This is a genomic window from Streptomyces sp. NPDC086777 (assembly GCF_040702065.1).
In the GTDB taxonomy this organism is placed as follows: domain Bacteria; phylum Actinomycetota; class Actinomycetes; order Streptomycetales; family Streptomycetaceae; genus Streptomyces.
On record NZ_JBFBJI010000006.1, the window covers coordinates 220,042 to 241,485 of the forward strand.

24 protein-coding genes are annotated in these 21,444 nt (G+C 72.6%); 13 read left to right on the plus strand and 11 right to left on the minus strand.

Going from position 1 to position 21,444, the window contains the following annotated elements; all coding sequences use genetic code 11:
• Positions 1-291: 291 nt before the first annotated feature.
• Positions 292-1,155, minus strand: a complete 864-nt coding sequence (locus AB0472_RS11485) for a transglutaminase-like domain-containing protein (protein WP_366355505.1) — start codon at positions 1,153-1,155, stop codon at positions 292-294.
• Between the two features lie 50 nt (positions 1,156-1,205).
• On the minus strand, positions 1,206-2,267 hold the full coding sequence (locus tag AB0472_RS11490) for a GNAT family N-acetyltransferase (RefSeq protein WP_366355507.1): 1,062 nt from the start codon (positions 2,265-2,267) through the stop codon (positions 1,206-1,208).
• A gap of 140 nt (positions 2,268-2,407) precedes the next feature.
• Here AB0472_RS11490 and fdxA point away from each other — a divergent pair, with 140 nt between their 5' ends.
• The gene (fdxA, locus tag AB0472_RS11495; protein WP_089098949.1) at positions 2,408-2,728 is read left to right on the plus strand and encodes a ferredoxin; all 321 of its coding nucleotides are present in this window, start codon (positions 2,408-2,410) and stop codon (positions 2,726-2,728) included.
• Between the two features lie 120 nt (positions 2,729-2,848).
• Positions 2,849-3,943 (plus strand): bifunctional succinyldiaminopimelate transaminase/glutamate-prephenate aminotransferase, encoded by a 1,095-nt coding sequence (locus tag AB0472_RS11500; RefSeq protein ID WP_366355509.1) that lies wholly within the window; start codon positions 2,849-2,851, stop codon positions 3,941-3,943.
• A gap of 177 nt (positions 3,944-4,120) precedes the next feature.
• Here the strand turns inward: AB0472_RS11500 and AB0472_RS11505 are convergent, their stop codons facing one another.
• Complete coding sequence (locus AB0472_RS11505; RefSeq protein ID WP_366355511.1) at positions 4,121-4,558, minus strand: ATP-binding protein; 438 nt, start codon at positions 4,556-4,558, stop codon at positions 4,121-4,123.
• 270 nt (positions 4,559-4,828) lie between these two features.
• Positions 4,829-5,830, minus strand: coding sequence for a heavy metal transporter (locus AB0472_RS11510; RefSeq protein ID WP_366355513.1), 1,002 nt, complete (start codon positions 5,828-5,830; stop codon positions 4,829-4,831).
• 93 nt (positions 5,831-5,923) lie between these two features.
• Between AB0472_RS11510 and dapE the strand changes: the two genes are divergently transcribed.
• Positions 5,924-7,003, plus strand: a complete 1,080-nt coding sequence (dapE, locus tag AB0472_RS11515) for a succinyl-diaminopimelate desuccinylase (RefSeq protein ID WP_366355515.1) — start codon at positions 5,924-5,926, stop codon at positions 7,001-7,003.
• 104 nt (positions 7,004-7,107) lie between these two features.
• Positions 7,108-7,866 (plus strand): TIGR00730 family Rossman fold protein, encoded by a 759-nt coding sequence (locus AB0472_RS11520; RefSeq protein ID WP_366355517.1) that lies wholly within the window; start codon positions 7,108-7,110, stop codon positions 7,864-7,866.
• A gap of 401 nt (positions 7,867-8,267) precedes the next feature.
• Here the strand turns inward: AB0472_RS11520 and folP are convergent, their stop codons facing one another.
• Positions 8,268-9,128, minus strand: a complete 861-nt coding sequence (folP, locus tag AB0472_RS11525; RefSeq protein WP_366355519.1) for a dihydropteroate synthase — start codon at positions 9,126-9,128, stop codon at positions 8,268-8,270.
• Between the two features lie 143 nt (positions 9,129-9,271).
• On the opposite strand from folP, the gene AB0472_RS11530 reads away from it, so the two are divergent.
• Together AB0472_RS11530 and AB0472_RS11535 are read left to right on the plus strand one after the other, a co-directional pair.
• Positions 9,272-9,631 (plus strand): DivIVA domain-containing protein, encoded by a 360-nt coding sequence (locus AB0472_RS11530; RefSeq protein ID WP_366355521.1) that lies wholly within the window; start codon positions 9,272-9,274, stop codon positions 9,629-9,631.
• A 14-nt stretch (positions 9,632-9,645) separates the two neighbouring features.
• Positions 9,646-10,233, plus strand: coding sequence for a DNA-3-methyladenine glycosylase I (locus tag AB0472_RS11535; protein WP_366355712.1), 588 nt, complete (start codon positions 9,646-9,648; stop codon positions 10,231-10,233).
• An 87-nt stretch (positions 10,234-10,320) separates the two neighbouring features.
• On the opposite strand, the gene AB0472_RS11540 is transcribed toward AB0472_RS11535, so the two are convergent.
• Complete coding sequence (locus tag AB0472_RS11540; protein ID WP_366355523.1) at positions 10,321-11,124, minus strand: enoyl-CoA hydratase-related protein; 804 nt, start codon at positions 11,122-11,124, stop codon at positions 10,321-10,323.
• Positions 11,125-11,525: 401 nt separating this feature from the next.
• Here AB0472_RS11540 and AB0472_RS11545 point away from each other — a divergent pair, with 401 nt between their 5' ends.
• Positions 11,526-11,693 (plus strand): DUF3117 domain-containing protein, encoded by a 168-nt coding sequence (locus AB0472_RS11545; RefSeq protein ID WP_004950282.1) that lies wholly within the window; start codon positions 11,526-11,528, stop codon positions 11,691-11,693.
• A 113-nt stretch (positions 11,694-11,806) separates the two neighbouring features.
• On the opposite strand, the gene AB0472_RS11550 is transcribed toward AB0472_RS11545, so the two are convergent.
• Complete coding sequence (locus tag AB0472_RS11550; RefSeq protein WP_093499247.1) at positions 11,807-12,505, minus strand: O-methyltransferase; 699 nt, start codon at positions 12,503-12,505, stop codon at positions 11,807-11,809.
• 235 nt (positions 12,506-12,740) lie between these two features.
• Between AB0472_RS11550 and sigE the strand changes: the two genes are divergently transcribed.
• The 5 genes from sigE (at position 12,741) to AB0472_RS11575 (ending at position 16,661) form a co-directional block, all read left to right on the plus strand.
• A complete protein-coding gene (gene sigE, locus AB0472_RS11555; protein ID WP_366355525.1) occupies positions 12,741-13,457 on the plus strand; it encodes an RNA polymerase sigma factor SigE in 717 nt (238 codons plus the stop codon).
• Positions 13,454-14,431 carry a zf-HC2 domain-containing protein gene (locus AB0472_RS11560; protein WP_366355527.1) on the plus strand — a complete coding sequence of 326 codons (978 nt, stop codon included), beginning with the start codon at positions 13,454-13,456 and terminating at the stop codon, positions 14,429-14,431. The genes sigE and AB0472_RS11560 overlap by 4 nt, the downstream gene beginning before the upstream one ends.
• A gap of 130 nt (positions 14,432-14,561) precedes the next feature.
• A complete protein-coding gene (locus AB0472_RS11565) occupies positions 14,562-15,104 on the plus strand; it encodes a trypsin-like peptidase domain-containing protein (protein ID WP_366355529.1) in 543 nt (180 codons plus the stop codon).
• 199 nt (positions 15,105-15,303) lie between these two features.
• The gene (locus AB0472_RS11570) at positions 15,304-15,750 is read left to right on the plus strand and encodes a sec-independent translocase (protein WP_366355531.1); all 447 of its coding nucleotides are present in this window, start codon (positions 15,304-15,306) and stop codon (positions 15,748-15,750) included.
• Between the two features lie 239 nt (positions 15,751-15,989).
• Positions 15,990-16,661, plus strand: coding sequence for a hypothetical protein (locus AB0472_RS11575; protein WP_366355533.1), 672 nt, complete (start codon positions 15,990-15,992; stop codon positions 16,659-16,661).
• 159 nt (positions 16,662-16,820) lie between these two features.
• On the opposite strand, the gene AB0472_RS11580 is transcribed toward AB0472_RS11575, so the two are convergent.
• Genes AB0472_RS11580 through AB0472_RS11590 form a run of 3 tightly spaced genes read right to left on the minus strand, consistent with a single transcriptional unit; the run spans position 16,821 to position 19,915 of the window.
• Complete coding sequence (locus tag AB0472_RS11580) at positions 16,821-17,954, minus strand: Mrp/NBP35 family ATP-binding protein (RefSeq protein ID WP_093499242.1); 1,134 nt, start codon at positions 17,952-17,954, stop codon at positions 16,821-16,823.
• Between the two features lie 43 nt (positions 17,955-17,997).
• Entirely contained in the window at positions 17,998-18,594 is a 597-nt protein-coding gene (locus tag AB0472_RS11585; RefSeq protein WP_366355535.1) for a DUF1003 domain-containing protein, read from the minus strand.
• Entirely contained in the window at positions 18,584-19,915 is a 1,332-nt protein-coding gene (locus AB0472_RS11590) for a CBS domain-containing protein (RefSeq protein WP_366355537.1), read from the minus strand. The genes AB0472_RS11585 and AB0472_RS11590 overlap by 11 nt, the downstream gene beginning before the upstream one ends.
• Positions 19,916-20,114: 199 nt before the next feature.
• On the opposite strand from AB0472_RS11590, the gene AB0472_RS11595 reads away from it, so the two are divergent.
• On the plus strand, positions 20,115-20,840 hold the full coding sequence (locus tag AB0472_RS11595) for a hypothetical protein (RefSeq protein ID WP_366355539.1): 726 nt from the start codon (positions 20,115-20,117) through the stop codon (positions 20,838-20,840).
• Positions 20,841-20,921: 81 nt separating this feature from the next.
• Here AB0472_RS11595 and AB0472_RS11600 read toward each other — a convergent pair whose 3' ends face one another.
• The gene (locus AB0472_RS11600) at positions 20,922-21,434 is read right to left on the minus strand and encodes a hypothetical protein (RefSeq protein WP_366355540.1); all 513 of its coding nucleotides are present in this window, start codon (positions 21,432-21,434) and stop codon (positions 20,922-20,924) included.
• Between the last annotated feature and the right edge of the window lie 10 nt (positions 21,435-21,444).

Sequence of the window (21,444 nt, forward strand, 5' to 3'; positions counted from 1 at the left end):
CGACCGGCCCCCACGTGCCGTGCCCCCTGCGGCGAGTTGCGCGGACCGGCGGTGACGGCGCCCGGCCGTTCTGCGGCACCGTGGCCGGCCCGGGGGCGCGGGGAACTGCGCGACCGGCCCCCACGTGCCGTGCCCCCTGCGGCGAGTTGCGCGGACCGGCGGTGACGGCGCCCGGCCGTTCTGCGGCACCGTGGCCGGCCCGGGGCGCGGGGAGCTGCGCGACCGGCCCCCACGCGCCCGCGGTTCGCCCACGCACCGTAATTCCCACGACCGATGGGCCCGCGAACTCCCTCAGTTGAGACGGGCCCGTGCCGCGCGGGCCTCCCCCCGTACCTTCTCCGCCGCGCCCTCGTCGACCACGTCGATCAACCCGGCGTACTTCTCCAACTCCTCGGCCCCGTCGACGAAGTCGCCCCGCTCCACCAGCAACCGCGCCCGCTCGTACCGCAGTCGCGCCGGATGCGACGGCAGCAGCAGGGAGAGGTCGACCGACCACAGGCCCACGTCCGACCGCTCGGGCCGGGCCGCCGCCCACGCCCGTACGTTGTTCAGGATCCGCCGCACGACGTCCAGGGGATCGGCCGGCTCCAGCATCGCCGGCTCCAGTGGCACCCCCGCCGCCCCCACCACCAGCAGCTCCGCGTCCGCCCCGGTCAGCACCCGCCCCCCGTCGAACGGATCGGCCAGCACCTGCTCCTCCGCCGCCCCGAACCCGACCACGAAGTGCCCCGGCAGCGCCACCCCGTACACCGGCGCCCCGGCCCGCCGCGTGACCTCCAGCCACACCACGGACAGCAGGATCGGCAGCCCGCGCCGCCGCCGCAGCACCTCGTGCAGCAGCGAGGACTCCAGCCGCTGGTAGTCCCCGGCGGTGCCCCGGAAACCGAACCGTTCGCCCAGCACCCGCCGCGCCGCCGTGGCCCACGCGTGCGGCCCGCCCGGCCGGTACGGCAGTTGCCCGGCCAGCCGGTCCAGCTCCATCTGCGCCGCGTCGATCCCGCCCTCGTCCAGCGCACCGTCGGCCGCCGCGCCCATCAGCAGGCACAGCGCCGCCAGATCGGGCCGTTCGGACCGCGCCTCCTCGGCGAACCGCCGCCGTACCTCGGCGGCCCGCGCCGGCGACGGCGGACGTGGATGCGGCTGACCGGAAGCCATAGCTGTTTCGTGCCCCTTCGGAATGATCGGTACCGCCTCGTCCCCCGGATTCAGGAGCCGTCCGCCTCCGGCGCCCGGTAGTGGTGGTACGCGTGGTGCGCCGCGAAGCCCAGCCGCCCGTACAGCGCCCGCGCCCCCGCGTTGTCCGTCTCCACCTGCAGCCAGGCCGCCGACGCGCCCTCGGCCAGCGCCCGGCGGGCCAGCGCCGCCATGACCTCGGTGGCCAGCCCCTGCCGCCGCAGCCCGGGATCCACCTCGACGGCGGCGAAGCCGGCCCACCGGCCGTCCACCACCAGCCGCCCGATCGCCGCCGGAGCACCTCCCGCGGCCCCCGGCACGGTCGCGAACCACACCGACGGCCCACCCCCCAGCACCTTCAGCGCGACCTCGCTCACGCCCTTGCGCTGGTACCGCGCCAGCCAGTCCTCGCCCGCCGTCCGGGAGAGCAGCACCCCGGTCCCCTCGGCCCGGTCCGCCACCGGCGCCAGCCCCCCGGTCCACAGCTCGGCGCTGACCTCACGCAGCCACCCGCGCCGCTCCAGCTCCGCGCAGAGCGACTCCTGGGTGCCCTCGGCGCCCGTCGCGGTCTGCACGTACGCGGGCAGCCCACGTTCCCCGTACCACCGCCGTACGGCCGCCAGCGCCGCGTCCAGCGGCAGCCCGGGATCACCGAGCGGCAGCACGCTGTTCGCCCGCCGCGTGAATCCCGCGGCCGCCCGCAGCTCCCACTCGCCGAGCCGCTCGCTCTCCACCGGCCGCCACCCGCGCGAGGCGACACGCGCGAGCTCCCCGTAGCTCGCGGCGGGCCCCCGGCGGCGCGCCGGAGCAGTTGTCACGTGGCGCGAAGCGCCTCCTTGAGGGGCGGCGGTCGGGTGGCGGGCGGGAACCACCTTCCCCGCCACCAGGACGGACTCCGGTATCCGGACGATTTCGCCGTCCCGCCGTGTGATCGTCAGCATGCCGTCGTCGTCCCATGATGTGAGAACACCCACCGTGTCAGTGAACTTCTCCCCGGTGACGCCATTTCCGACCAAACGGCGCACTGACACCCGTTTGCCCACGTCAGCAGCTGTGATACGGACCTCGAAGCGTCCTGCGGCAGAGATTTCCACTGGTCAGTTCACCCCTCCTGTTCGGATCATGCCCAGGAACGGAGATACTAGGGGCGGGCATCGACGACGCCGCGCTCCCGCGCGCCAGGCGGCGGAGCCTACGGAGGCCCGCCGGCGCCCAATCGAGGAGGAACGACAGCGTGACCTACGTCATCGCGCAGCCTTGTGTCGACGTGAAGGACAAGGCGTGCATCGAGGAGTGCCCGGTCGACTGCATCTACGAGGGCCAGCGGTCCTTGTACATCCACCCGGACGAATGCGTCGACTGCGGAGCCTGTGAGCCGGTCTGCCCGGTCGAGGCGATCTTCTACGAGGACGACACCCCGGAGGAGTGGAAGGACTACTACAAGGCCAACGTCGAGTTCTTCGACGACCTCGGCTCCCCGGGCGGCGCCAGCAAGCTGGGCCTGATCGAGCGCGATCACCCGTTCATCGCCGCGCTGCCCCCGCAGGCCGAGTAGTCCGCACCGGCGGCCCGCCGCAACACCGTGCCGCCTCGGTCCCGTACGGCCTGATCACGTCCGATCGGCGCCGTACGGGGCCGAGGCGTTTGCCGTACCGAAGAAAGTGAGCCAGTCACCGTGTCCGCAGTCTCCGACCGTCTGCCCACCTTCCCCTGGGACAAGCTGGAACCGTACAAGAAGACGGCAGCGGCGCACCCGGACGGCATCGTCGACCTGTCGGTCGGCACGCCGGTGGACCCGGTCCCCGACCTGATCCAGAAGGCTCTGATCGACGCGGCCGACTCGCCCGGCTACCCCACGGTCTGGGGCACCCCGGCGCTGCGCGACGCGATCACCGGCTGGGTCGAGCGCCGCCTCGGCGCCCGCGACGTCACCCACCGGCACGTCCTGCCGATCGTCGGCTCCAAGGAACTCGTCGCCTGGCTCCCCACCCAGCTGGGCCTCGGCCCCGGTGACAAGGTCGCCCACCCGCGCCTCGCGTACCCCACCTACGAGGTCGGCGCCCGCCTGGCCCGCGCGCAGTACGAGGTCTACGACGACCCGCGCGACCTGGACCCGGCGAACCTGAAGCTCCTCTGGCTGAACTCCCCGTCCAACCCGACCGGCAAGGTCCTCTCCCGGCAGGAACTCACGGAGATCGTCGCCTGGGCCCGCGCCCACGGCGTCCTGCTCTTCTCCGACGAGTGCTACCTCGAACTGGGCTGGGAGGCCGACCCGGTCTCGGTCCTGCACCCGGACGTCAACGGCGGCTCGTACGACGGCATCGTGGCCGTCCACTCCCTCTCCAAGCGCTCCAACCTGGCCGGCTACCGCGCGGCCTTCCTGGCCGGCGACCCGGCGGTCCTCGGCCCGCTCCTGGAGATCCGCAAGCACGGCGGCATGATGACGTCGGCTCCCACGCAGGCGGCGGTGGTGGCGGCCCTGTCCGACGACACCCACGTCCAGGAGCAGCGGGAGCGCTACGCGTCCCGCCGCACGGCCCTCCGCGAGGCCCTCCTGTCCCACGGCTTCCGTATCGAGCACAGCGAGGCCAGCCTCTACCTGTGGGCGACGCGCGACGAGTCCTGCTGGGAGACGGTGTCCCACCTGGCCGCGCGCGGCATCCTGGTGGCACCGGGCGACTTCTACGGCGAGGCCGGCGAGAAGTTCGTACGCGTGGCCCTGACGGCGACCGACGAGCGCGTGCGAGCGGCTGTGGAGCGGCTTTCCTGAGACGCGCGCCGGCTGTGGCGCCCCGTCAGGGGCGCTGGGGGTACCCCCGGCCTTCGGCCTGGGGAGGAACTGCGCGAACAACCCCCACCGGCCCGCACACAACGCACAACGAAAGGGGCCCGGGAAACCCCGGGCCCCTTCTCACATCACCGGCCGGCATTCACCGGCGCAACGGCGTCAGCCCCCGATCGGCAGGCCCTGCACCGGCAGCCCGCCCTTCGTGAGCCCGCTCGTCGGCAGCCCACCCTTCGTCGCGGTGGACGCCGTCTCACCCAGCAGCCCCCCGGCGGAGCCTGCCGCGTCGCCCGCGGTGTGCTGCACCACCGGCGCCGCCTTCTTGACGGCCTTGCCGCCGGTCTGGCCGGCGGCGGGCACCGCCGACTCGATCGCCGCGCCGCCGGTGCGGCCGACGGTCCCGGTGACGGTCTGCGCCGCCGCGTCGGCGGTGTTGCCGACGCTCGCGCCGTCCAGGGCGGTCAGACCGCCGAGGTTCGGGGTGCCGGCCGGCAGGCTCGGGGCCGCGCCGGCGGAGCCGGCCGCACCGACCCCGGCAGCCGCTCCCGCTGCGACGAGCAGCGCGGCACGGGCGATCCGGCGGGTCAGAGGGAGGGACATGATGCTCCATTCGACGGGAGGGAACGCGATCGCCGTGACTACCGCTCGAAGCCCGCGAAGGTTGCGGATGCCCAAGGTAAAGAATTGATAACGCATCGCATTATCGGGTGTGGGGAAAAACGGGCAAACGACACCCTGTCGGTGCTCCGCAGAATCCTTACGGCCCAACGCGCCCAGGGGATTTCACGCATGCGCGAGTGACCGTGCGAAAACGTGAGCACACCACGCGTGCGGCGTGTCCCGGCTGACCCGCGGGAGGGACCCCCCGAACTACTGCCCGGTCACGATCCGCACCGAGCCCGCGGACTTCTCCGCACCGCCCGTGCTCTGCGAACCGGACACCGGCTGCCACCGGCTGTCCGTGCTCCCGGCGGCCCACTCCCGGCCCGCGTACGACACCCGATCGATGTGCAGCGCCGACGCGTTGGCCACCGCCCAGTGCGCCAGCTGCCAGCCCCGCTCGCTCTCGGTGCGCCCCGACTTGTCGGTCTTCGTCCCCTCCGGTACCGGCACGGTCACGGTCCGCCCGTGCGCCGTGGCCGTCACGGTGGGGCTGGGGGTGGGCGTCGCCGCATCGCTCACCTCGGCGCCGGCCTCCTCGACCGCGTCCCGCCCGAAGTCCCGCACGAGCGCGGTGCGCACCGCGTCAGGGCCCGTCGCCGCCGCGGCCGCCGCGGTGCCGGCCGCCGGGCGCCCGTCGCAGGTCAGGGTGGCCGCCGCCTGTCCGGTCAGGGCCGCGGCGAGCAGCGTGGCGTCGGTCTCGTGCTTGGCGTACGCCTCCGGGTAGCCGCTGCGCTGCACGCGCTGCGCGGCCACCGTCAGCGGCAGCGTCTCGTAGTCGCGGACCTTGGCCAGATGGGCGTAGAACATGCCTGCCGCGTAGGCCGGGTCCAGGATCTGCTTCGGGGTGCCCCAGCCCTGCGAGGACCGCTGCTGGAAGAGGCCCAGCGAATCCCGGTCGCCGTGCTCGATGTTGCGCAGCCCCGACTCCTGGATCGCGGTCGCCAGGGCGATGGCCACGGCCCGCTCGGGCATGCCGCGGCCGGTGCCGACGGCGGCGATCGTCGCCGCGTTCACCGCCTGCTCGGGCGTGAACTGGTACGACCGGTCGTCGCTTAGGCCCGAGACGACCTTGCAGCCCTCGGCGCCACCGCCGCCGGTGACGTACTGGACGACCAGATAGGCGCCGACGGCGCACAGGATGAGCAGGCCCGACACGAAACGCAGGACACGGCCGCGACGCTTGGGGCGGATGGGGGACGGCTCTGGCACGCGTACAACATACTGGAGAGTACGAGGTGCCGACCCCCGGGTTCACAAGCCTGTGAACCCGTCCGTGGGATCGCCCGCGCTAGGGTCGGGGCCATGGCCGACACCTCGCTTGACCTCACGCTGGACGCCGCCGCGCTCACCGCGCAGCTCGTCGACCTCCCCTCCGAGAGCGGCACCGAGAAGCCGCTGGCGGACGCGATCGAGAGCGCGCTGCGCGCCCTGCCGCACCTGACGGTCGACCGGTACGGCAACAACGTGATCGCCCGGACGAACCTCGGCCGCCCCGAGCGCGTGATCCTGGCCGGCCACATCGACACCGTCCCGATCGCGGACAACCTGCCGTCCCGGCTGGACGAGGACGGTGTGCTGTGGGGCTGCGGCACCTGCGACATGAAGGCGGGCGTCGCGGTCCAGTTGCGCATCGCGGCCACGGTCCCGGCCCCCAACCGCGACCTGACCTTCGTCTTCTACGACAACGAGGAGGTCGCCGCCGACCTCAACGGGCTCAAGCACGTCGCCGAGGCCCACCCCGAGTGGCTGGCGGGCGACTTCGCGGTTCTCCTGGAGCCCTCGGACGGCGAGGTCGAGGGCGGCTGCCAGGGGACCCTGCGCGTCCTGCTGAAGACCTCGGGTGAGCGGGCCCACTCGGCGCGCTCCTGGATGGGCTCCAACGCGATCCACGCGGCCGCCCCGATCCTGGCCCGCCTGGCCGCCTACGAGCCGCGCCGTCCGGTCATCGACGGCCTGGAGTACCGCGAGGGTCTGAACGCGGTCGGCATCTCGGGCGGGGTCGCGGGCAACGTCATCCCCGACGCGTGCGTGGTCACCGTGAACTTCCGGTACGCCCCGGACCGTTCCGAGGCCGAGGCCGTCGCCCACGTCCGCGAGGTCTTCGAGGGCTGCGGGGTCGAGGAGTTCGTGGTCGACGACCACAGCCCCGGCGCGCTGCCCGGCCTCTCCCACCCGGCCGCGGCCGCCTTCATCGAGGCGGTCGGCGGCACGCCGATGCCCAAGTACGGCTGGACCGACGTCTCCCGCTTCTCGTCCCTCGGCGTCCCGGCCGTCAACTACGGCCCCGGCAATCCGCACTTGGCGCACAAGCGGGACGAAAGGGTGGAAACCGGCAAGATCCTGGCCGGCGAGGAGCGCCTGCGCGCCTGGCTGACCGGCTGAGCCGCACGACGGCGCTGCGCACCGGACATGCCGACGTCCCGCGCCTGTAACCCGCGCGGATCTACGCTGGGGCGGATACACCTGCAAGCGGAGGGAGCGCGCTTATGCCTACCGGGAACCCCGAGGGGAAGAAGGTGCCGCCGGACGAGCAGCGCCTGGGACCGGTCCTCCGACGGCGCGGTCAGGTGACCGCGAGCACGACGGACCAGCGGCTGCTGGACGCGGGCGGCCCCTCCGACTGGGTCCACACGGACCCCTGGCGGGTGCTGCGCATCCAGTCGGAGTTCATCGAGGGCTTCGGCACGCTCGCCGAACTGCCGCCCGCGATCAGCGTGTTCGGATCGGCACGGACCCCGGTCGACTCGGCGGAGTACGACGCGGGCGTGAAGCTCGGCCGTGGCCTGGTCGAGGCGGGCTGGGCGGTCATCACCGGCGGCGGACCCGGCGCCATGGAGGCGGCGAACAAGGGCGCCCTCGAAGCGGGCGGCGTCTCGGTCGGCCTCGGCATCGAGCTCCCCTTCGAGCAGGGCCTCAACGCGTACGTCGACATCGGCCTCAACTTCCGCTACTTCTTCGTGCGGAAGATGATGTTCGTCAAGTACGCGCAGGGCTTCGTGGTCCTGCCCGGCGGCCTCGGCACCCTCGACGAGTTCTTCGAGGCCCTCACCCTCGTCCAGACCCAGAAGGTCACCCGCTTCCCGATCGTGCTGTTCGGCAGCGGCTACTGGGGCGGCCTGGTCGACTGGCTCAAGAACACGCTGGTCGCCCAGGGCAAGGCGGCGGAGAAGGACCTCCTGCTCTTCCACGTCACGGACGACGTGGAGGAGGCGGTCGGGCTGGTCTCGAAGGAAGCGGGCCGCTGAGCCCACCGACCGTCTGTCCACCCACCCATCCGACTCGCTCTGCCGAGAAGCCGAAGTCGAGCGCCCTCGTCACCACGCCGACCGACAGAGCGCTTCCTCCACGTCTCGGACCACCGACTCCGGTCGGTGCCTCTCGGCCCACTGGGCGAGGGGTGGCGCACTCTCGCCCCACCGAGTCGGCTCGTGCGTCTTCCGGCCACCGAGTCGGTTCGTGGGCTTCTCGGCCTACCGAGTCGGTTCGTGTGCGCTGGCCTGCCGAGTCGGTCCGTGCATCTTCCGGCCCACGGGCCGGTTGGCGCGCTTCTCGGCCGACCGGGTCGGTCCGTGGGCTTCTTGGCCTACCGAGTCGGGTGGTGGGTGGGCGAGGTTCTCGGGGGTCTGGGGGCGGAGCCCCCAGGGTGTTACGCCAGCCCCCGCCGGGCCACCGCCGGTGGGCGGTGGCCGGCGATCGACGCCACCATGTCCAGCACCTGGCGCGTCTCGGCCACCTCGTGCACCCGGTACACCTGCGCCCCCAGCCACGCCGACACCGCCGTCGTCGCCAGCGTCCCGATCAGCCGCTCCTTCAGCGGCCGGTCCAGGGTCTCGCCCACGAAGTCCTTGTTCGACAGGGAGACCAGCACCGGCCACCCCGTCTCCACCATCTCGCCCAGCCGCCGCGTCGCCTCCAGGCTGTGCCGGGTGTTCTTGCCGAAGTCGTGCCCGGGATCGATCAGCACCGACTCCCGCGGCACCCCCAGCGCGACGGCCCGCTCGGCCAGCCCGAGGGTCACCCGCAGGATGTCGGCCACGACGTCGTCGTACGTCGCCCGGTGCGGCCGCGTCCGCGGCTCCGCCCCGCCCGCATGCGTGCACACCAGCCCCACCCGGTACCGGGCCGCGACCTCCGCCAGCCCCGGGTCGACCCCGCCCCACGCGTCGTTCAGCAGATCCGCCCCGGCCTCGCAGGCGGCCTCCCCGACCGACGCCCGCCAGGTGTCCACGCTGATCACGACGTCCGGGAAGCGCCTGCGCACCTCGGCGACGAACCCGACGATGCGGCGCGCCTCCTCCTCGGCGGTGACCTCCTCGCCCGGCCCGGCCTTCACCCCGCCGACGTCGATGATCGCGGCCCCCTCGGCCACCGCCCGCTCCACGCGCGCGAGTGCCGGCTCGTCGCGGAAGGTCGCCCCCTGGTCGTAGAAGGAATCCGGCGTCCGGTTCACGATGGCCATGATCACCGGTTCGTTCGGCCCGAATTCCCGCCTGCCCAGCCTGAGCATCGCCTGTGACCTCCCGTAGTAATTCCCTCGGTGCGACCGCCTGCGACCCTAACTGTCAGACTCGCATGGCACGATCGGACACAGGCACATTCGACAACGAGTGCTGCTGCACCGAGCTTCACCGAGCCTGGGGGCCCACCGCGATGGTTATGTTCCTGTTCCTCGTCGTCGCGCTCGCGGTCGTGGTCGCCGCGGTCACCCTCTCCGTGGTGAGCGGCGGCGAGAGCGGACCGCTGCCCGAGGTGGCGCCCGAGCGGTTCGAGGACGCGCTGCCCCCGGACCGCCCGGTGAACCGCGCGGACGTGGAGAGCATCCGCTTCCCGCTCGTCCCGCGCGGCTACCGGATGGCGGACGTCGACGACGCGCTCAGCCGCCTCGGCGCCGAGCTCGCCGAGCGCGACGCACGGATCGCCGACCTGGAGTCCGCGTTGGCCGGCGCCCAGGCCGGCCCGCACGGCCCGCACACGTCGCTGGACAAGCCCGAGCCCGAGGACCGGCCATGAGCGAGACGACCGACATGATCGAAGGCGCGGCGCTGCCCGGGCCGGACGGCAGGCCGCGCTGCCCCTGGGCCCTGTCCACCGCGGACTACGTGTCGTACCACGACGACGAGTGGGGCCGGCCGGTCCACGGAGACGACGCCCTCTACGAACGCCTCAGCCTGGAGGCCTTCCAGTCCGGCCTCTCCTGGATCACGATCCTGCGCCGCCGCCCCGGCTTCCGGGCCGCCTTCGCCGGCTTCCACATCGAGAAGGTGGCCGCGTTCACCGACGAGGACCGCGAACGCCTGCTGGCCGATCCCGGCATCATCCGCAACAGAGCGAAGATCGACGCCACGATGGCCAACGCGAAGGTCCTGGCGGGGTGGCCCCCCGGCGAACTGGACGACCTCATCTGGTCGCACGCCCCGAAGCCGGGCACGTATCCCGCCCCGAAGACCCTCGCCGACGTCCAGGCAGTGACCCCGGAGTCGACGGCCCTGTCCAAGACCCTGAAGAAGCGAGGCCTGCGCTTCATCGGCCCGACGACGGCATACGCCCTGATGCAGGCGTGCGGCCTGGTCGACGACCACCTCGAAACCTGCGTGGCCCGGAAAACCCCGTAAGGGACAGCGCCTCGAAAGGGGCGCGGGGAACTGCGCGACCAGCCCCCACGCACCCGTGGTCCGCGACGCCGCTTCCCGCCGCCTCCCTCACCGCCCCAAATACTTCGGCTTCTCCTTGTTCACGAACGCCGCGACGGCGATCGCGTGGTCCTCGGCGGCACCGGCCCGCGCCTGCAGCTCGTCCTCCTTGTCGAGCGTCTCGTCGAGGGAGTGCGTGAGCCCGTAGGCGACGGCCTCCTTCAGCGCCGCGTACGCCACGGTCGGCCCTTCGGCCAGTTTCCGGGCCACCTTCTCCGCCTCGGCCCGAAGTCCGGCCGAGGGCACCACCTTGTTCGCGATGCCCAGCTCGTACGCGTCCTGCGCGCTGATGCTCCGCGGAAACAGCAGCAGGTCGGCGGCGCGGCCCGGACCCACGACCCGCGGCAGCGTCCACGAGACGCCGGAGTCCGCGGTCAACGCCACCCCCGCGAACGACGTGTTGAACGCGGCCGTGTCGGCGACCACCCGGTAGTCCGCCGCGAGGGCGAACCCGAGACCGGCGCCGGCCGCCACCCCGTTCACGGCGGCGACGACCGGCTTCGGAGCCGACACCAGCGCCCGCACGATCGGGTTGTAGTGCTCCCGTACCGTCGTCATCGTCTGCCCCGCCCCGGTCTCCCGGTCGGACGCGAGCAGCGTGATGTGCTCCTTGAGGTCCTGGCCCACGCAGAACGCCCGGTCCCCGGCGGCGGTCAGCAGGATCGCCCGGACGGCCGTGTCGGCCGCCGCTTCCCGCGCCGCCTCCCGGAGGGCCACCTTGGTCGCGACGTTCAGCGCGTTCATCGCCTCGGGGCGGTTCAGCGTGATCGTCGCGAGCCCGTCGGCCACCTCGTAGAGCACGGTGTCGGTCATGGTGCGTCCCCTCCGTCGTCTTCGTCGGTCTTCATTTCGTCCGCGTCGCCGCGGCTGACGTACCGCTCAGTACGTCCGTGTCCGAAGGACAGCATGGCGGAGTTCGTTGCCGGGGGACCGGAGCGGGCGTGTGACCTGCGTCAAAGAATTCCGGAGCCGACTCGGTCGGCGTAAGGACACGAGGCGGCGAAGTATCGCAGTCACATCGCCGAATTGGGTGGTTTTGCTCGCGTGCGTTGCCCAAGCGATGCCGACTGATGTTGGTCATCGGGTCCTGAGATGCGGGATAATGGCTTGGAAGCAATGTGTTCGATGCCGGAGTCGCGTGTCCCGCCAGAGACCGCGCGTGCCCTCGGGGGCCGTCGGCAGACGATGAGCTGTTTTCAGGAAGGGGAACCAGCATGGCGGCCATGAAGCCGCGGACGGGTGACGGCCCGCTCGAGGTGACCAAGGAGGGGCGGGGCATCGTCATGCGCGTTCCGCTCGAAGGCGGCGGTCGGCTCGTCGTCGAGCTGACCCCTGACGAGGCCGCGGCGCTTGCCGACGCCCTCAAGAACGTCGTCGTCTGAGGCGTCAGCGACCATACCCTTTCGGCAGCGCCCCGGCACCTGAGCGGTGCCGGGGCGCTGCCGTTCATGCGGACCCGGCGCGTCGGCCCGGCCCCGCTCCCGGCCCGCGAGGCCTACCGCTTGACCGCGCACAGCAGCCCGTCGCCGACCGGCAGCAGTGACGGCACCAGTTCCGGGCTCTCCCGGACCGTGCGCAGCAGTTCGCGCAGCCGCAGCACCTCGGTCGGCTGCGGCCCGGAGTCGACGGTGCGGCCGTTGGCGAAGACGCCCTCGAAGACCACCAGGCCACCCGGACGCAGCAGGCGCAACGATTCAGCGAGGTAGTCGGAGTACTCCTGGCGATCCCCGTCGCAGAAGACGAGGTCGTAGCCGGCGTCCGCGAGGCGGGGCAGCACGTCGAGGGCGCGGCCGGGGATGAAGCGGGCCCGGTTGCTGGCGAAACCGCAGGCGCGGAAGGCCTGCCGGGCGAACTGCTGGTGCTCCGGCTCCGGATCCACGGTGGTCAGCACGCCGTCCGGACGCATGCCGTGCAGCAGGTACATCCCGGAGACCCCGCACCCGGTACCGATCTCGGCGACCGCCTTGGCGTCCACGGACGCGGCGAGCATGCGCAGCGCGGCGCCCGTGCCGGGCGACACCGAGCGCAGCCCTGCCTCGCGGGCCCGGTCACGGGCCCACCGCAGCGCTTCGTCCTCGGCGACAAAGGCGTCGGCGAACGCCCAGCTCGTCTGCCGGTTGCCGGTAATGACCCTCTCCTGTCCCCGTGGTTGCCTGGGCGTGACTGTATCCGTTGGCGTCGGGAACCCGCAGATGGGACCGGGCGTTTAGAGGGGTGGAAGAAAAGGCGGGGGGACACGAATGGATCACGGTGACGAGACGGCGGCCGACCACCCGCTGCCGTGGCTGGACGAGCCGTACCAGCACAGATCAAATTCTTGTAAAACCGCTTATCCGGTGCTAACGGGCGAGGTGGCTATGGTAGGGGCTCCACTGGACACCACCAGAGCCGACAGGGGAGGTGCGGCTGCGCCTGGGGATCGGGGAGGAGTGCTGCGGCGCTTTCTCGGATCGGCAGGCAGGCCGAAATCCGTGAACGACACCGCTGCTGACCCCAGCCACGCCGCCGCGCTCGCCATGGGCGAGGACCGGACCGCGACCTTCTCCACCGACGCGGACGGGCAGGCATGGACTCCGCCCACGTGGGAGGAGATCGTCAGCACGCACAGCGGCCGCGTCTACCGCCTGGCCTACCGCCTGACCGGTAACCAGCACGACGCCGAGGACCTCACCCAGGAGGTCTTCGTCCGCGTCTTCCGCTCCCTGTCGACCTACTCCCCGGGCACCTTCGAGGGCTGGCTGCACCGCATCACCACCAACCTGTTCCTCGACATGGTCCGTCGCAAGCAGCGCATCCGCTTCGACGCCCTCGGCGAGGACGCGGCCGAGCGCCTGCCCAGCCGCGAGCCCACCCCCTCCCAGGCCTTCAACGACGCGCACTTCGACGCCGACGTCCAGCAGGCCCTGGACACCCTCGCGCCCGAGTTCCGTGCCGCCGTCGTGCTCTGCGACATCGAGGGCCTGTCGTACGAGGAGATCGCCGCGACCCTCGGCGTCAAGCTCGGCACGGTCCGCTCCCGTATCCACCGCGGCCGCTCCCAGCTGCGCAAGGCCCTCGCGCACCGCTCCCCGGAGGCCCGCAGGGCCGAGCGCCGCTCCTTCGTGCCCCGTGTTCCCGCACTGGGAGGAGGGGGCGCGACCGCGTGAGTGGATCACGACCGAAGCCGGCCGAGCGGCAGCTCGCCGAGCAGCACCTGGGAGACCGACTTTCCGCCCTGGTGGACGGAGAGCTCGGTCACGAGACGCGTGAGCGCGTCCTGGCCCACCTGGCGACCTGTGCCCGGTGCAAGGCCGAGGCGGACGCCCAGCGCGCCCTGAAGAACGTCTTCGCGGCGGCCGCCCCGCCCCCGCCCTCCGAGAGTTTCCTCGCCCGCCTCCAGGGGCTGCCCGCGGGCGGCGACCCGGACGGCGGCGGTTCGCCGTTCGCCGGCGGAGACCCCTCGGGACGCGGATCCGACGGCGGGGTCTTCGGCCTGAGCCGGGACGACCGCTTCGAGTTCGGCTACGTCCCCGCCCGCCCGCACGACCCGGCCGCGGTCGCCGGCCGGGGCTTCCGCATCCATCCCGTCGGCCGCCCGGACGGCGACCGCTCCGCCTCGCGCGGCATGCGGTTCGCGTTCGTCGCCGCCGGCGCGGTCTCGCTCGCGGCGGTCGCCCTCGGCGGCGTCACCGCGGGCCTCCCCGGCACCCCGGCCGCCGACGCCCGCAGCGGCACCGGCGGCGGCAGCGTCGCCCCAGCAGGCACGGCGGGTTCGGGCACGACCGGGGCCGCCGACTCGCAGCGCCGCCGCCTGCTCACCCCGCTGCTGTCGTCCGGCACCCTGCTCGGCTCCACCGCCGCCGTCCCCACCTCGGTGTCCGCGCCGCTGCTGCCCGGAGTGCCCTCCCCGGCCGCCGCGCAGCAGAAGCTGCGGGAACTGACCGCACCGGTGATGGCCGGCGCGGCCGCGGTCTCCCCGCTGATACGACCGCTGAGCACCAACCCGCCGTTCACCCTCACCTCGTGGACCACCGCCCCCGAGGCGGCCGTCACCAGCCTGCTCGCCGCACCCGTCCCCGACACCACCTCCGCACCCGCACCCTCCCCGTCCTCGTCCCGCTCCTCCCGCACCGCCCGCTGACCGGCCGCCGCCCACCTGCTGAACGGCCCCGCGCGGCACCCCGCGAACCTGGTTGAATCCTGTGCACCAGCCGTGCCCGCGGCACCGCCGCGGGCACGGAGCCGACCTTCCGCGAGCCCGCGAGGAGAACATGGACGAGGGGATACCCACGGCACGGCGGCGGTCACGGAGCCGGCGCACGTTCGCCGTGGGGGCACTGGTGCTCTCCGTGCTCTCCGCCGCGGCCGGTGGGCTGACCGGCAGCAGCCTGGCGCGCACCGGCGGCCTGGAGGCCGTACAGCTGTCCCCGCCGGATCCGTTCCGGCCCGGCCCGCCGCCGCCCCGACGGCCGCCGGGCGACGCCGCCGGGATCGCCGCACGGGCCCTGCCCAGCGTCGTCACCCTGCAGGTCACCGGCACGGGCACGGCCACGGGCGAGCAGGCCACCGGTACCGGCTTCGTCCTCGACACCCGCGGCCACATCCTCACCCACGACCACGTGGTCGCCGGTGCGGCCTCGGCGGGCGCGCGGATCACCGTGACGTTCAGCAGCGGGGCCACCGCCCGGGCGACCGTCGTCGGCCGGGACACCGGCTACGACCTCGCCGTCGTCCAGGTGCACGGCGTGCGGGACCTCACGCCGCTGCCGCTCGACGGCCACCACGACCGGCCCGTCCTCTCGGACAGGAACTGACAGAAACGTCACAGGCGGGGCCCCACTCGTGCCCCGACTAGGCAAACAACCCGGAAAACCGGTCGTACACACGCAGTCGGACACCGCTGGCAGTACCGGTCGGACATGTCCGCCGGGTACCGTGGACCCGGCCCGGACCACGGAACAGCCGCAACAGCGACCGGAGGGCCGAGACCGAGGACATCGCAAGGAGCTTCAGGTGTTCAATGACATAGGACCACTAGAGCTGGCGACGATCGTCGTGCTCGCCGTGCTCGTCTTCGGTCCGGACAAGCTCCCGAAGGTCATCCAGGACGTCATGCGGACCATTCGCAAGATCCGGGAGTTCTCGGAGAGCGCCAAGGAAGACATCCGGCAGGAACTCGGCCCGGAGTTCAAGGACTTCGAGCTCGAGGACCTCAACCCCAAGACCTTCATCCGCAAGCACCTGGACAACGACGAGCTGGGGCTGAAGGAGATCCGCAACGGCTTCGACCTGAAGAAGGAGATGGCCGAGGTCACGGACGCGGTGCACGGCCGCGAGACGGACGCCTCGCCGTCGTCCTCCGGGAGCGGCTCCTCGGGGAGCGGCCGGATCGACATGACCAAGAAGCCGGAGGACCCGGGCAAGGACGACCGCCCGCCCTACGACGCGGACGCCACCTGAGTCCGGACCGTCCGACCCGCGCATGAGCGGCGCACGTGACGCGTTTCATACCGCGTGTGCGCCGCTCATACGTCTCTTACAGCCCGAACCAGCCGCCCGCGCGACCCACGCACCGGGCGGTTTCGCGGCTGGTCCCGGCGGTGTCGATATGCTGCCGAGTTGTTGTGCGGACCGGACGAGTGCGCCCGAAGGGGGGCGGGCCGCCCCGGACCGACTAGAACTAGGAGGCGTCCGGGCAGATGGAGACGACAAGTCGGGTGGACGGACAGGCGCCGGTCGCGGAGGGCGCACAGCAGGCCCCCTCCGCCCGCCGCGCGGTCGACGGCTACCTGGAGGCGCCCTTCCCCTGGTACGGCCTCGACGAGGCGTTCACGGGGCCGCGCTGGCTGATGCAGGTGGGTACGGCGGCCGACGGTGCGGTGGAGCACGGGTCGATCGGGCACGGCGACGAGCCCTCGGTGCGCAACGAGCATCTCGCCGCGTCCGTCGGTGAGCCGCGGGAGAAGTTCGCGGTCGTCGTGACCGTCGCGGCGAGCCCCTCCCGGCGCAGCGCCGACGGCACGGGGCTGCTGGAGGCCACGTCGGTGTCGTCCGCCGCGTGGCTGGCCGGGGTCGGGCTGCTCTCCTTCACCTGGCCCGGGCAGATGGACCACAGCCTGCGGGACGACTGGCTGGAGCAGCAGACCGAGACGGCGTGGGAGCTGGCCGACGAGCTGGCCGGGCCGGAGTGGTCGTCGCTGTCGCTGCCGGTGGACGGGGTGGCGACGCCGTTCCACTACCGGGAGTCGGAGTTCGGGTGGGTACTCGCGGGGTCCACGGAGGAGGGGGTCCACCTCGGGGCGTACGGGCGCGGGATGTCGGCGTACGGGCTGGGGTTCGCGGTGGTCAAGGACGTTGCCGCGTACGCATGACGGCAAAAAGGGGCGCCCGTGGTTCTGGCGCCCCTTCGCCGTAGGGGTTGCGGCCGTGGCGCGGCCGCGGGTGCTTCGCGGCCTGTCGCGCAGTTCCTCCCCCAGCCTTCGGCCGGGGCACCCCCAGCGCCCCTGAAGGGGCGCGCTGCGGTGACCCTCTCAGAACTTGTTGCGCGGGGTGATGCCCAGGGACATGCCGGAGAGGCCTCGCTGCCTGCCGCCGAGCTTGCCGGCGATGCCGCGCAGGGCCGCGCCCGCGGGGCTGTCCGGGTCGGTCAGGACGACCGGCTTGCCCTCGTCGCCGCCTTCCCGGAGGCGGACGTCGATGGGGATGGACCCGAGGACCGGCACCGTCGCACCCGTCGTACGGGTCAGGCCGTCGGCGACGGTCTGACCGCCGCCCGTGCCGAAGACGTCGACCATCTCGCCGCAGTGCGGGCACGGCAGGCCGGACATGTTCTCCACGACGCCGACGATCTTCTGGTGGGTCTGGACCGCGATGGAGCCCGCCCGCTCCGCGACCTCCGCGGCGGCCTGCTGCGGCGTCGTCACGACCAGGATCTCGGCGTTCGGGACCAGCTGGGCGACCGAGATGGCGATGTCGCCGGTGCCGGGCGGCAGGTCGAGGAGGAGGACGTCCAGGTCGCCCCAGTAGACGTCCGCGAGGAACTGCTGGAGGGCGCGGTGCAGCATCGGGCCGCGCCAGACGACCGGGGCGTTGCCCGGGGTGAACATGCCGATGGAGATGACCTTCACGCCGTTGGCCGACGGCGGCATGATCATGTTCTCGACCTGGGTCGGGCGGCCGTCCGCGCCGAGCATGCGCGGGACGGAGTGGCCGTAGATGTCCGCGTCGACCACGCCCACCTTGAGGCCGTCGGCGGCCATCGCGGCGGCCAGGTTGACCGTGACCGACGACTTGCCGACGCCGCCCTTGCCGGAGGCGACCGCGTAGACGCGGGTGAGGCTGCCGGGCTTGGCGAAGGGGACCTCGCGCTCGGCCTGGCCGCCGCGCAGGGCGGAGGCCAGCTCCTTGCGCTGCTCGTCGCTCATCACGTCCAGGGTGACGTCGACGCGGGTGACACCCTCGACCCGGGAGACCGCCTCGGTGACGCGCTGGGTGATGGTGTCCCGCATGGGGCAGCCGGAGACGGTCAGGTACACGGTGACCGCGACCGCGCCGTCCTCCCCGATGGCCACCGATTTGACCATCCCCAGTTCGGTGATGGGTCGGTTGATCTCGGGATCGTTCACCGTCGCCAGTGCCTCGCGCACCGCGTCTTCGCTAGCCATACCCCCGATGGTACGGCGCGGCGCAGGGCCCCTATAACGCCCCTCAGCGGTCGTCTACGTCACGCCCGGCAGACCGTTCTGCCGGGAATACGGCGTGTTCGTGATGGCCGTCCCGCCGCTCGTCCATGTCCTTCAGCAGGTCCTGGAGCTCGGAGCGGATCCAGTCCCGGGTCGCCACCTCGCCCAGGCCCATGCGCAGGGCGGCGATCTCCCGGGTGAGGTACTCGGTGTCGGCGATGGACCGCTCGTTCTGCTTGCGGTCCTGTTCGAGGTTGACCCGGTCGCGGTCGTCCTGCCTGTTCTGCGCGAGCAGGATCAGCGGGGCCGCGTAGGAGGCCTGCAGGGACAGGGCCAGGGTCAGGAAGATGAACGGGTACTCGTCGAAGCGGAACTGTCCGGGCGCCGCGACGTTCCACAGCACCCAGAGGATGATCACGAACGTCATCCAGACGATGAACCGCCCGGTGCCCAGGAAGCGGGCGATGCGCTCGGAGAGCCGTCCGAAGGCCTCCGGGTCCCACTCCGGCAGCAGCCTGCGCCGCGGCGCGCGCGGCTGGTCCAGGCGGTGGCCGCGCGACCGGCCGGCCGCGGTGGCGCCGGACGGCGTCCGCTCACGGGTGCTCTCGCGCTCAGGCCCCATGGATCCCCGCCCCCTTCCCCGCCGACTGCTCCGGCTGCTCCTTCCGGTCCCCCGCGTCCCCCGCGTCCAGGTGGAACTCGGTCTCCCGCCAGTCCTCCGGCAGCATGTGGTCGAGGACGTCGTCCACGGTCACCGCGCCGAGGAGCGACCCCGCCTCGTCCACCACCGGCGCCGCGACCATGTCGTAGGTGGCGAAGAACCCGGCGATGACCGGGAGCGTGGCGTCGGGGGCGAGGGGTTGCAGGTCGTCGTCGGAGACCAGCGAACTGACCAGGGTGTACGGCGGGTCCCGCAGCAGCCGCTGGAAGTGCACGGTGCCCAGGTACTTCCCGGTCGGGGTCTCGTCGGGCGGCCGGCAGACGTAGACCTGGGCGGCGAGGGCCGGGGAGAGGTCGGGGTTGCGGACCCGTGCGAGGGCGTCGGCGACGGTCGCGTCGGGCCGCAGGACGATCGGCTCGGTGGTCATCAGACCGCCCGCCGTGTGCTCCTCGTACGACATCAGGCGCCGCATCTCGGCGGCGTCGGCCGGCTCCATCAGGCTGAGCAGACGTTCCTTGTCCTGTTCGGGGAGTTCGGCGAGCAGGTCGGCGGCGTCGTCCGGGTCCATGGCCTCCAGGATGTCCGCGGCCCGCTCCTCCTTCAGCTTGCCGAGGATCTCGATCTGGTCGTCCTCGGGGAGCTCTTCGAGGACGTCGGCCAGCCGGTCGTCGTCGAGGGCCGCGGCCACCTCGGCGCGGCGCTTGGCGGAGAGGTGGTGCAGCACGTTGGCGAGGTCGGCGGGGCGCAGCTGTTCGAAGGTGGCGAGCAGGCTCTCGGCGCCCTGGCCGTGCTCCTCCAGGGAGAACCCGGTGACCTGCGACCACTCGACGGTGAGCGTCTCCCCTCTGGCCCTTCGGAAGGCGCCCTTCTTCCCCTTGCGGACGAAGACCCGGTCGATCTCCCAGTCCCGGCGGGCCGGCAGCTGCTGCACGGCCAGGTCGAGGACGGTGACCTCCTCGCCGGTCTCCACCAGCTGGACGCGCCGGTCGAGGAGTTCGCCGAAGACCAGGCGTTCGGTGGGGCGCTGCTCGAAGCGGCGGACGTTGACCACGCCGGTGGTGATGACCTGGCCGGACTCGACGCCGGTCACCCGGGTCATGGGCAGGAAGATGCGGCGCCGGGTGGACAGTTCGACCACCAGGCCGAGCAGCCGGGGCGGGCGGCGGCGGACGCGCAGCATGACGACGAGGTCCCGGACGCGGCCCACCTGGTCGCCGCTGGGATCGAAGGCGGGGACACCGGCGAGGTGCGAGACGAAGATGCGGGGAGCGCCGGCTGCCATGGGGTTGCTTCCTTTACCTACCGGAGTACTGCTTGCATGGATTTCGGTTCCTTCGGCCCGCTCGGTGGGCTTCAGGCTAGCCCGTACCGATCGGATACGCCCTGGTGGGCGGTCCGGACGGACCGGCTCCGCCGGGCGGGTGGGGCACCGGTACGCTGCGGTACGCCCTGCCGGACCACTCAGAAAGGTGGCCCTGTCTGTGACCGTCATCGCTCCGGGCCGTACCCGCCACGCCGCACTGGTCACCGCGGTGTGCGCACTGGCCGTCCTCACCGGATGCGGCGGGGATCCGGACGCCGGCACGAACGGGGTGGGCAAGCTGGCACCGGACGTCATCCAGTCGAAGACGCGGACGGCGGCGTCGTCGGTGGCGACGGTGCGGATGGCGGGGACGGTGGTCACGAGCGGGCGTACGTACGAGCTGGACATGCGCCTGAACGAGCAGGGCGGGACCGGGTCGGTCACCTCGAAGGGCTCGACGTTCCAGCTCCTCCGGGTGGGCGACACGCTGTATCTGCAGGCCGACGCGGGATTCTGGAACCACGCCGACGGCAGCGACACGACGGCGGCCGGCAAGCTCGACGGCAAGTACGTCAAGGTGCCGCGGACCGATCCCGCGTACAAGAAGTTCAGCGGCTTCACGGACAAGGACGTCCTCCTCTCGGGCCTGCTGACCCTGCACGGCTCGCTCGCGACGGCCGGTCACCACGAGCAGTCGGGTACCCGCACGATCCGCATCACCGGCGACGGCGGCTCCGGCGGCACCCTCGACGTCTCCCTCCAGGGCAAGCCGTACCCGCTCCGCCTGGAACGCGGCGGCGGCGCCGGCACCCTCACCTTCTCCGACTGGGGCAAGGACTTCAGCGTGGTCGCTCCGGAGAAGGGCGAGACGGTCGATTACGGAAAGCAGCTGCCGGCGTCCTAGGGCCACGCGAACGGCGGCACGGCGCCTTGCGGTGTGCTCGGCACCGCCGACCGGTGGTGCCGTAATCGGCTCGGGGCGCGGCTACTTGGACTTGCGGCGTTTCGCCAGCAGCCGGGGCAGGGCTGCCGGGACCGGGCGCCGGGTGGTCGCCGGGGACGGGAGCGGGGGCGCTGCCAGGTTTCCGTCCGGCAGGGGCGAGGTGGTCCCCGCCGGGGTCAGGCGCAGCACCCTGCACTCCCTCGCCCAGCGGTCGGTCATCGCCTCGCCGTCGGGGGCGTTGAGGCGCTTGCCCTTCAGTTCCGCCACCGCCGCGTCCCACCGGGGGGTGCCGGCGGACAGTTCCGTGACCGTCGCCGTCCAGGTGACCAGCCGGCCGCCCTTGTCCTTGCTGCGGACGGTCACCTCGGCCGACCCGCCGTCGGCCAGCTCGCCGAGCGGCTGCTCGGCGCCGCCGCCGACCAGGCACATACCGCCGTCGGCCCACGCGTGCCACACCGCACGCGCCGTCGCCGCCCCGGCGCCCCGCACCCAGACGAGGCCGGACTTCTTCGTGGCCTCCTCGACGAGGGCCTGGTCGAGCAGCTCGGTTGTCATGGCGACCAGC

What these genes read in the sequence shown, in the direction of transcription:
- AB0472_RS11535 (WP_366355712.1), top strand. Translation starts at nt 9,646, where the DNA reads ATGATCGAAGGCGCGGCGCTGCCCGGGCCGGACGGCAGGCCGCGCTGC.
- AB0472_RS11540 (WP_366355523.1), bottom strand. Translation starts at nt 11,124, where the DNA reads ATGACCGACACCGTGCTCTACGAGGTGGCCGACGGGCTCGCGACGATC.
- AB0472_RS11530 (WP_366355521.1), top strand. Translation starts at nt 9,272, where the DNA reads ATGGTTATGTTCCTGTTCCTCGTCGTCGCGCTCGCGGTCGTGGTCGCC.
- AB0472_RS11600 (WP_366355540.1), bottom strand. Translation starts at nt 21,434, where the DNA reads ATGACAACCGAGCTGCTCGACCAGGCCCTCGTCGAGGAGGCCACGAAG.
- dapE (WP_366355515.1), top strand. Translation starts at nt 5,924, where the DNA reads ATGGCCGACACCTCGCTTGACCTCACGCTGGACGCCGCCGCGCTCACC.
- AB0472_RS11585 (WP_366355535.1), bottom strand. Translation starts at nt 18,594, where the DNA reads ATGGGGCCTGAGCGCGAGAGCACCCGTGAGCGGACGCCGTCCGGCGCC.
- AB0472_RS11520 (WP_366355517.1), top strand. Translation starts at nt 7,108, where the DNA reads ATGCCTACCGGGAACCCCGAGGGGAAGAAGGTGCCGCCGGACGAGCAG.
- AB0472_RS11485 (WP_366355505.1), bottom strand. Translation starts at nt 1,155, where the DNA reads ATGGCTTCCGGTCAGCCGCATCCACGTCCGCCGTCGCCGGCGCGGGCC.
- AB0472_RS11545 (WP_004950282.1), top strand. Translation starts at nt 11,526, where the DNA reads ATGGCGGCCATGAAGCCGCGGACGGGTGACGGCCCGCTCGAGGTGACC.
- AB0472_RS11590 (WP_366355537.1), bottom strand. Translation starts at nt 19,915, where the DNA reads ATGGCAGCCGGCGCTCCCCGCATCTTCGTCTCGCACCTCGCCGGTGTC.
- AB0472_RS11505 (WP_366355511.1), bottom strand. Translation starts at nt 4,558, where the DNA reads ATGTCCCTCCCTCTGACCCGCCGGATCGCCCGTGCCGCGCTGCTCGTC.
- AB0472_RS11565 (WP_366355529.1), top strand. Translation starts at nt 14,562, where the DNA reads ATGGACGAGGGGATACCCACGGCACGGCGGCGGTCACGGAGCCGGCGC.
- folP (WP_366355519.1), bottom strand. Translation starts at nt 9,128, where the DNA reads ATGCTCAGGCTGGGCAGGCGGGAATTCGGGCCGAACGAACCGGTGATC.
- AB0472_RS11575 (WP_366355533.1), top strand. Translation starts at nt 15,990, where the DNA reads ATGGAGACGACAAGTCGGGTGGACGGACAGGCGCCGGTCGCGGAGGGC.
- AB0472_RS11580 (WP_093499242.1), bottom strand. Translation starts at nt 17,954, where the DNA reads ATGGCTAGCGAAGACGCGGTGCGCGAGGCACTGGCGACGGTGAACGAT.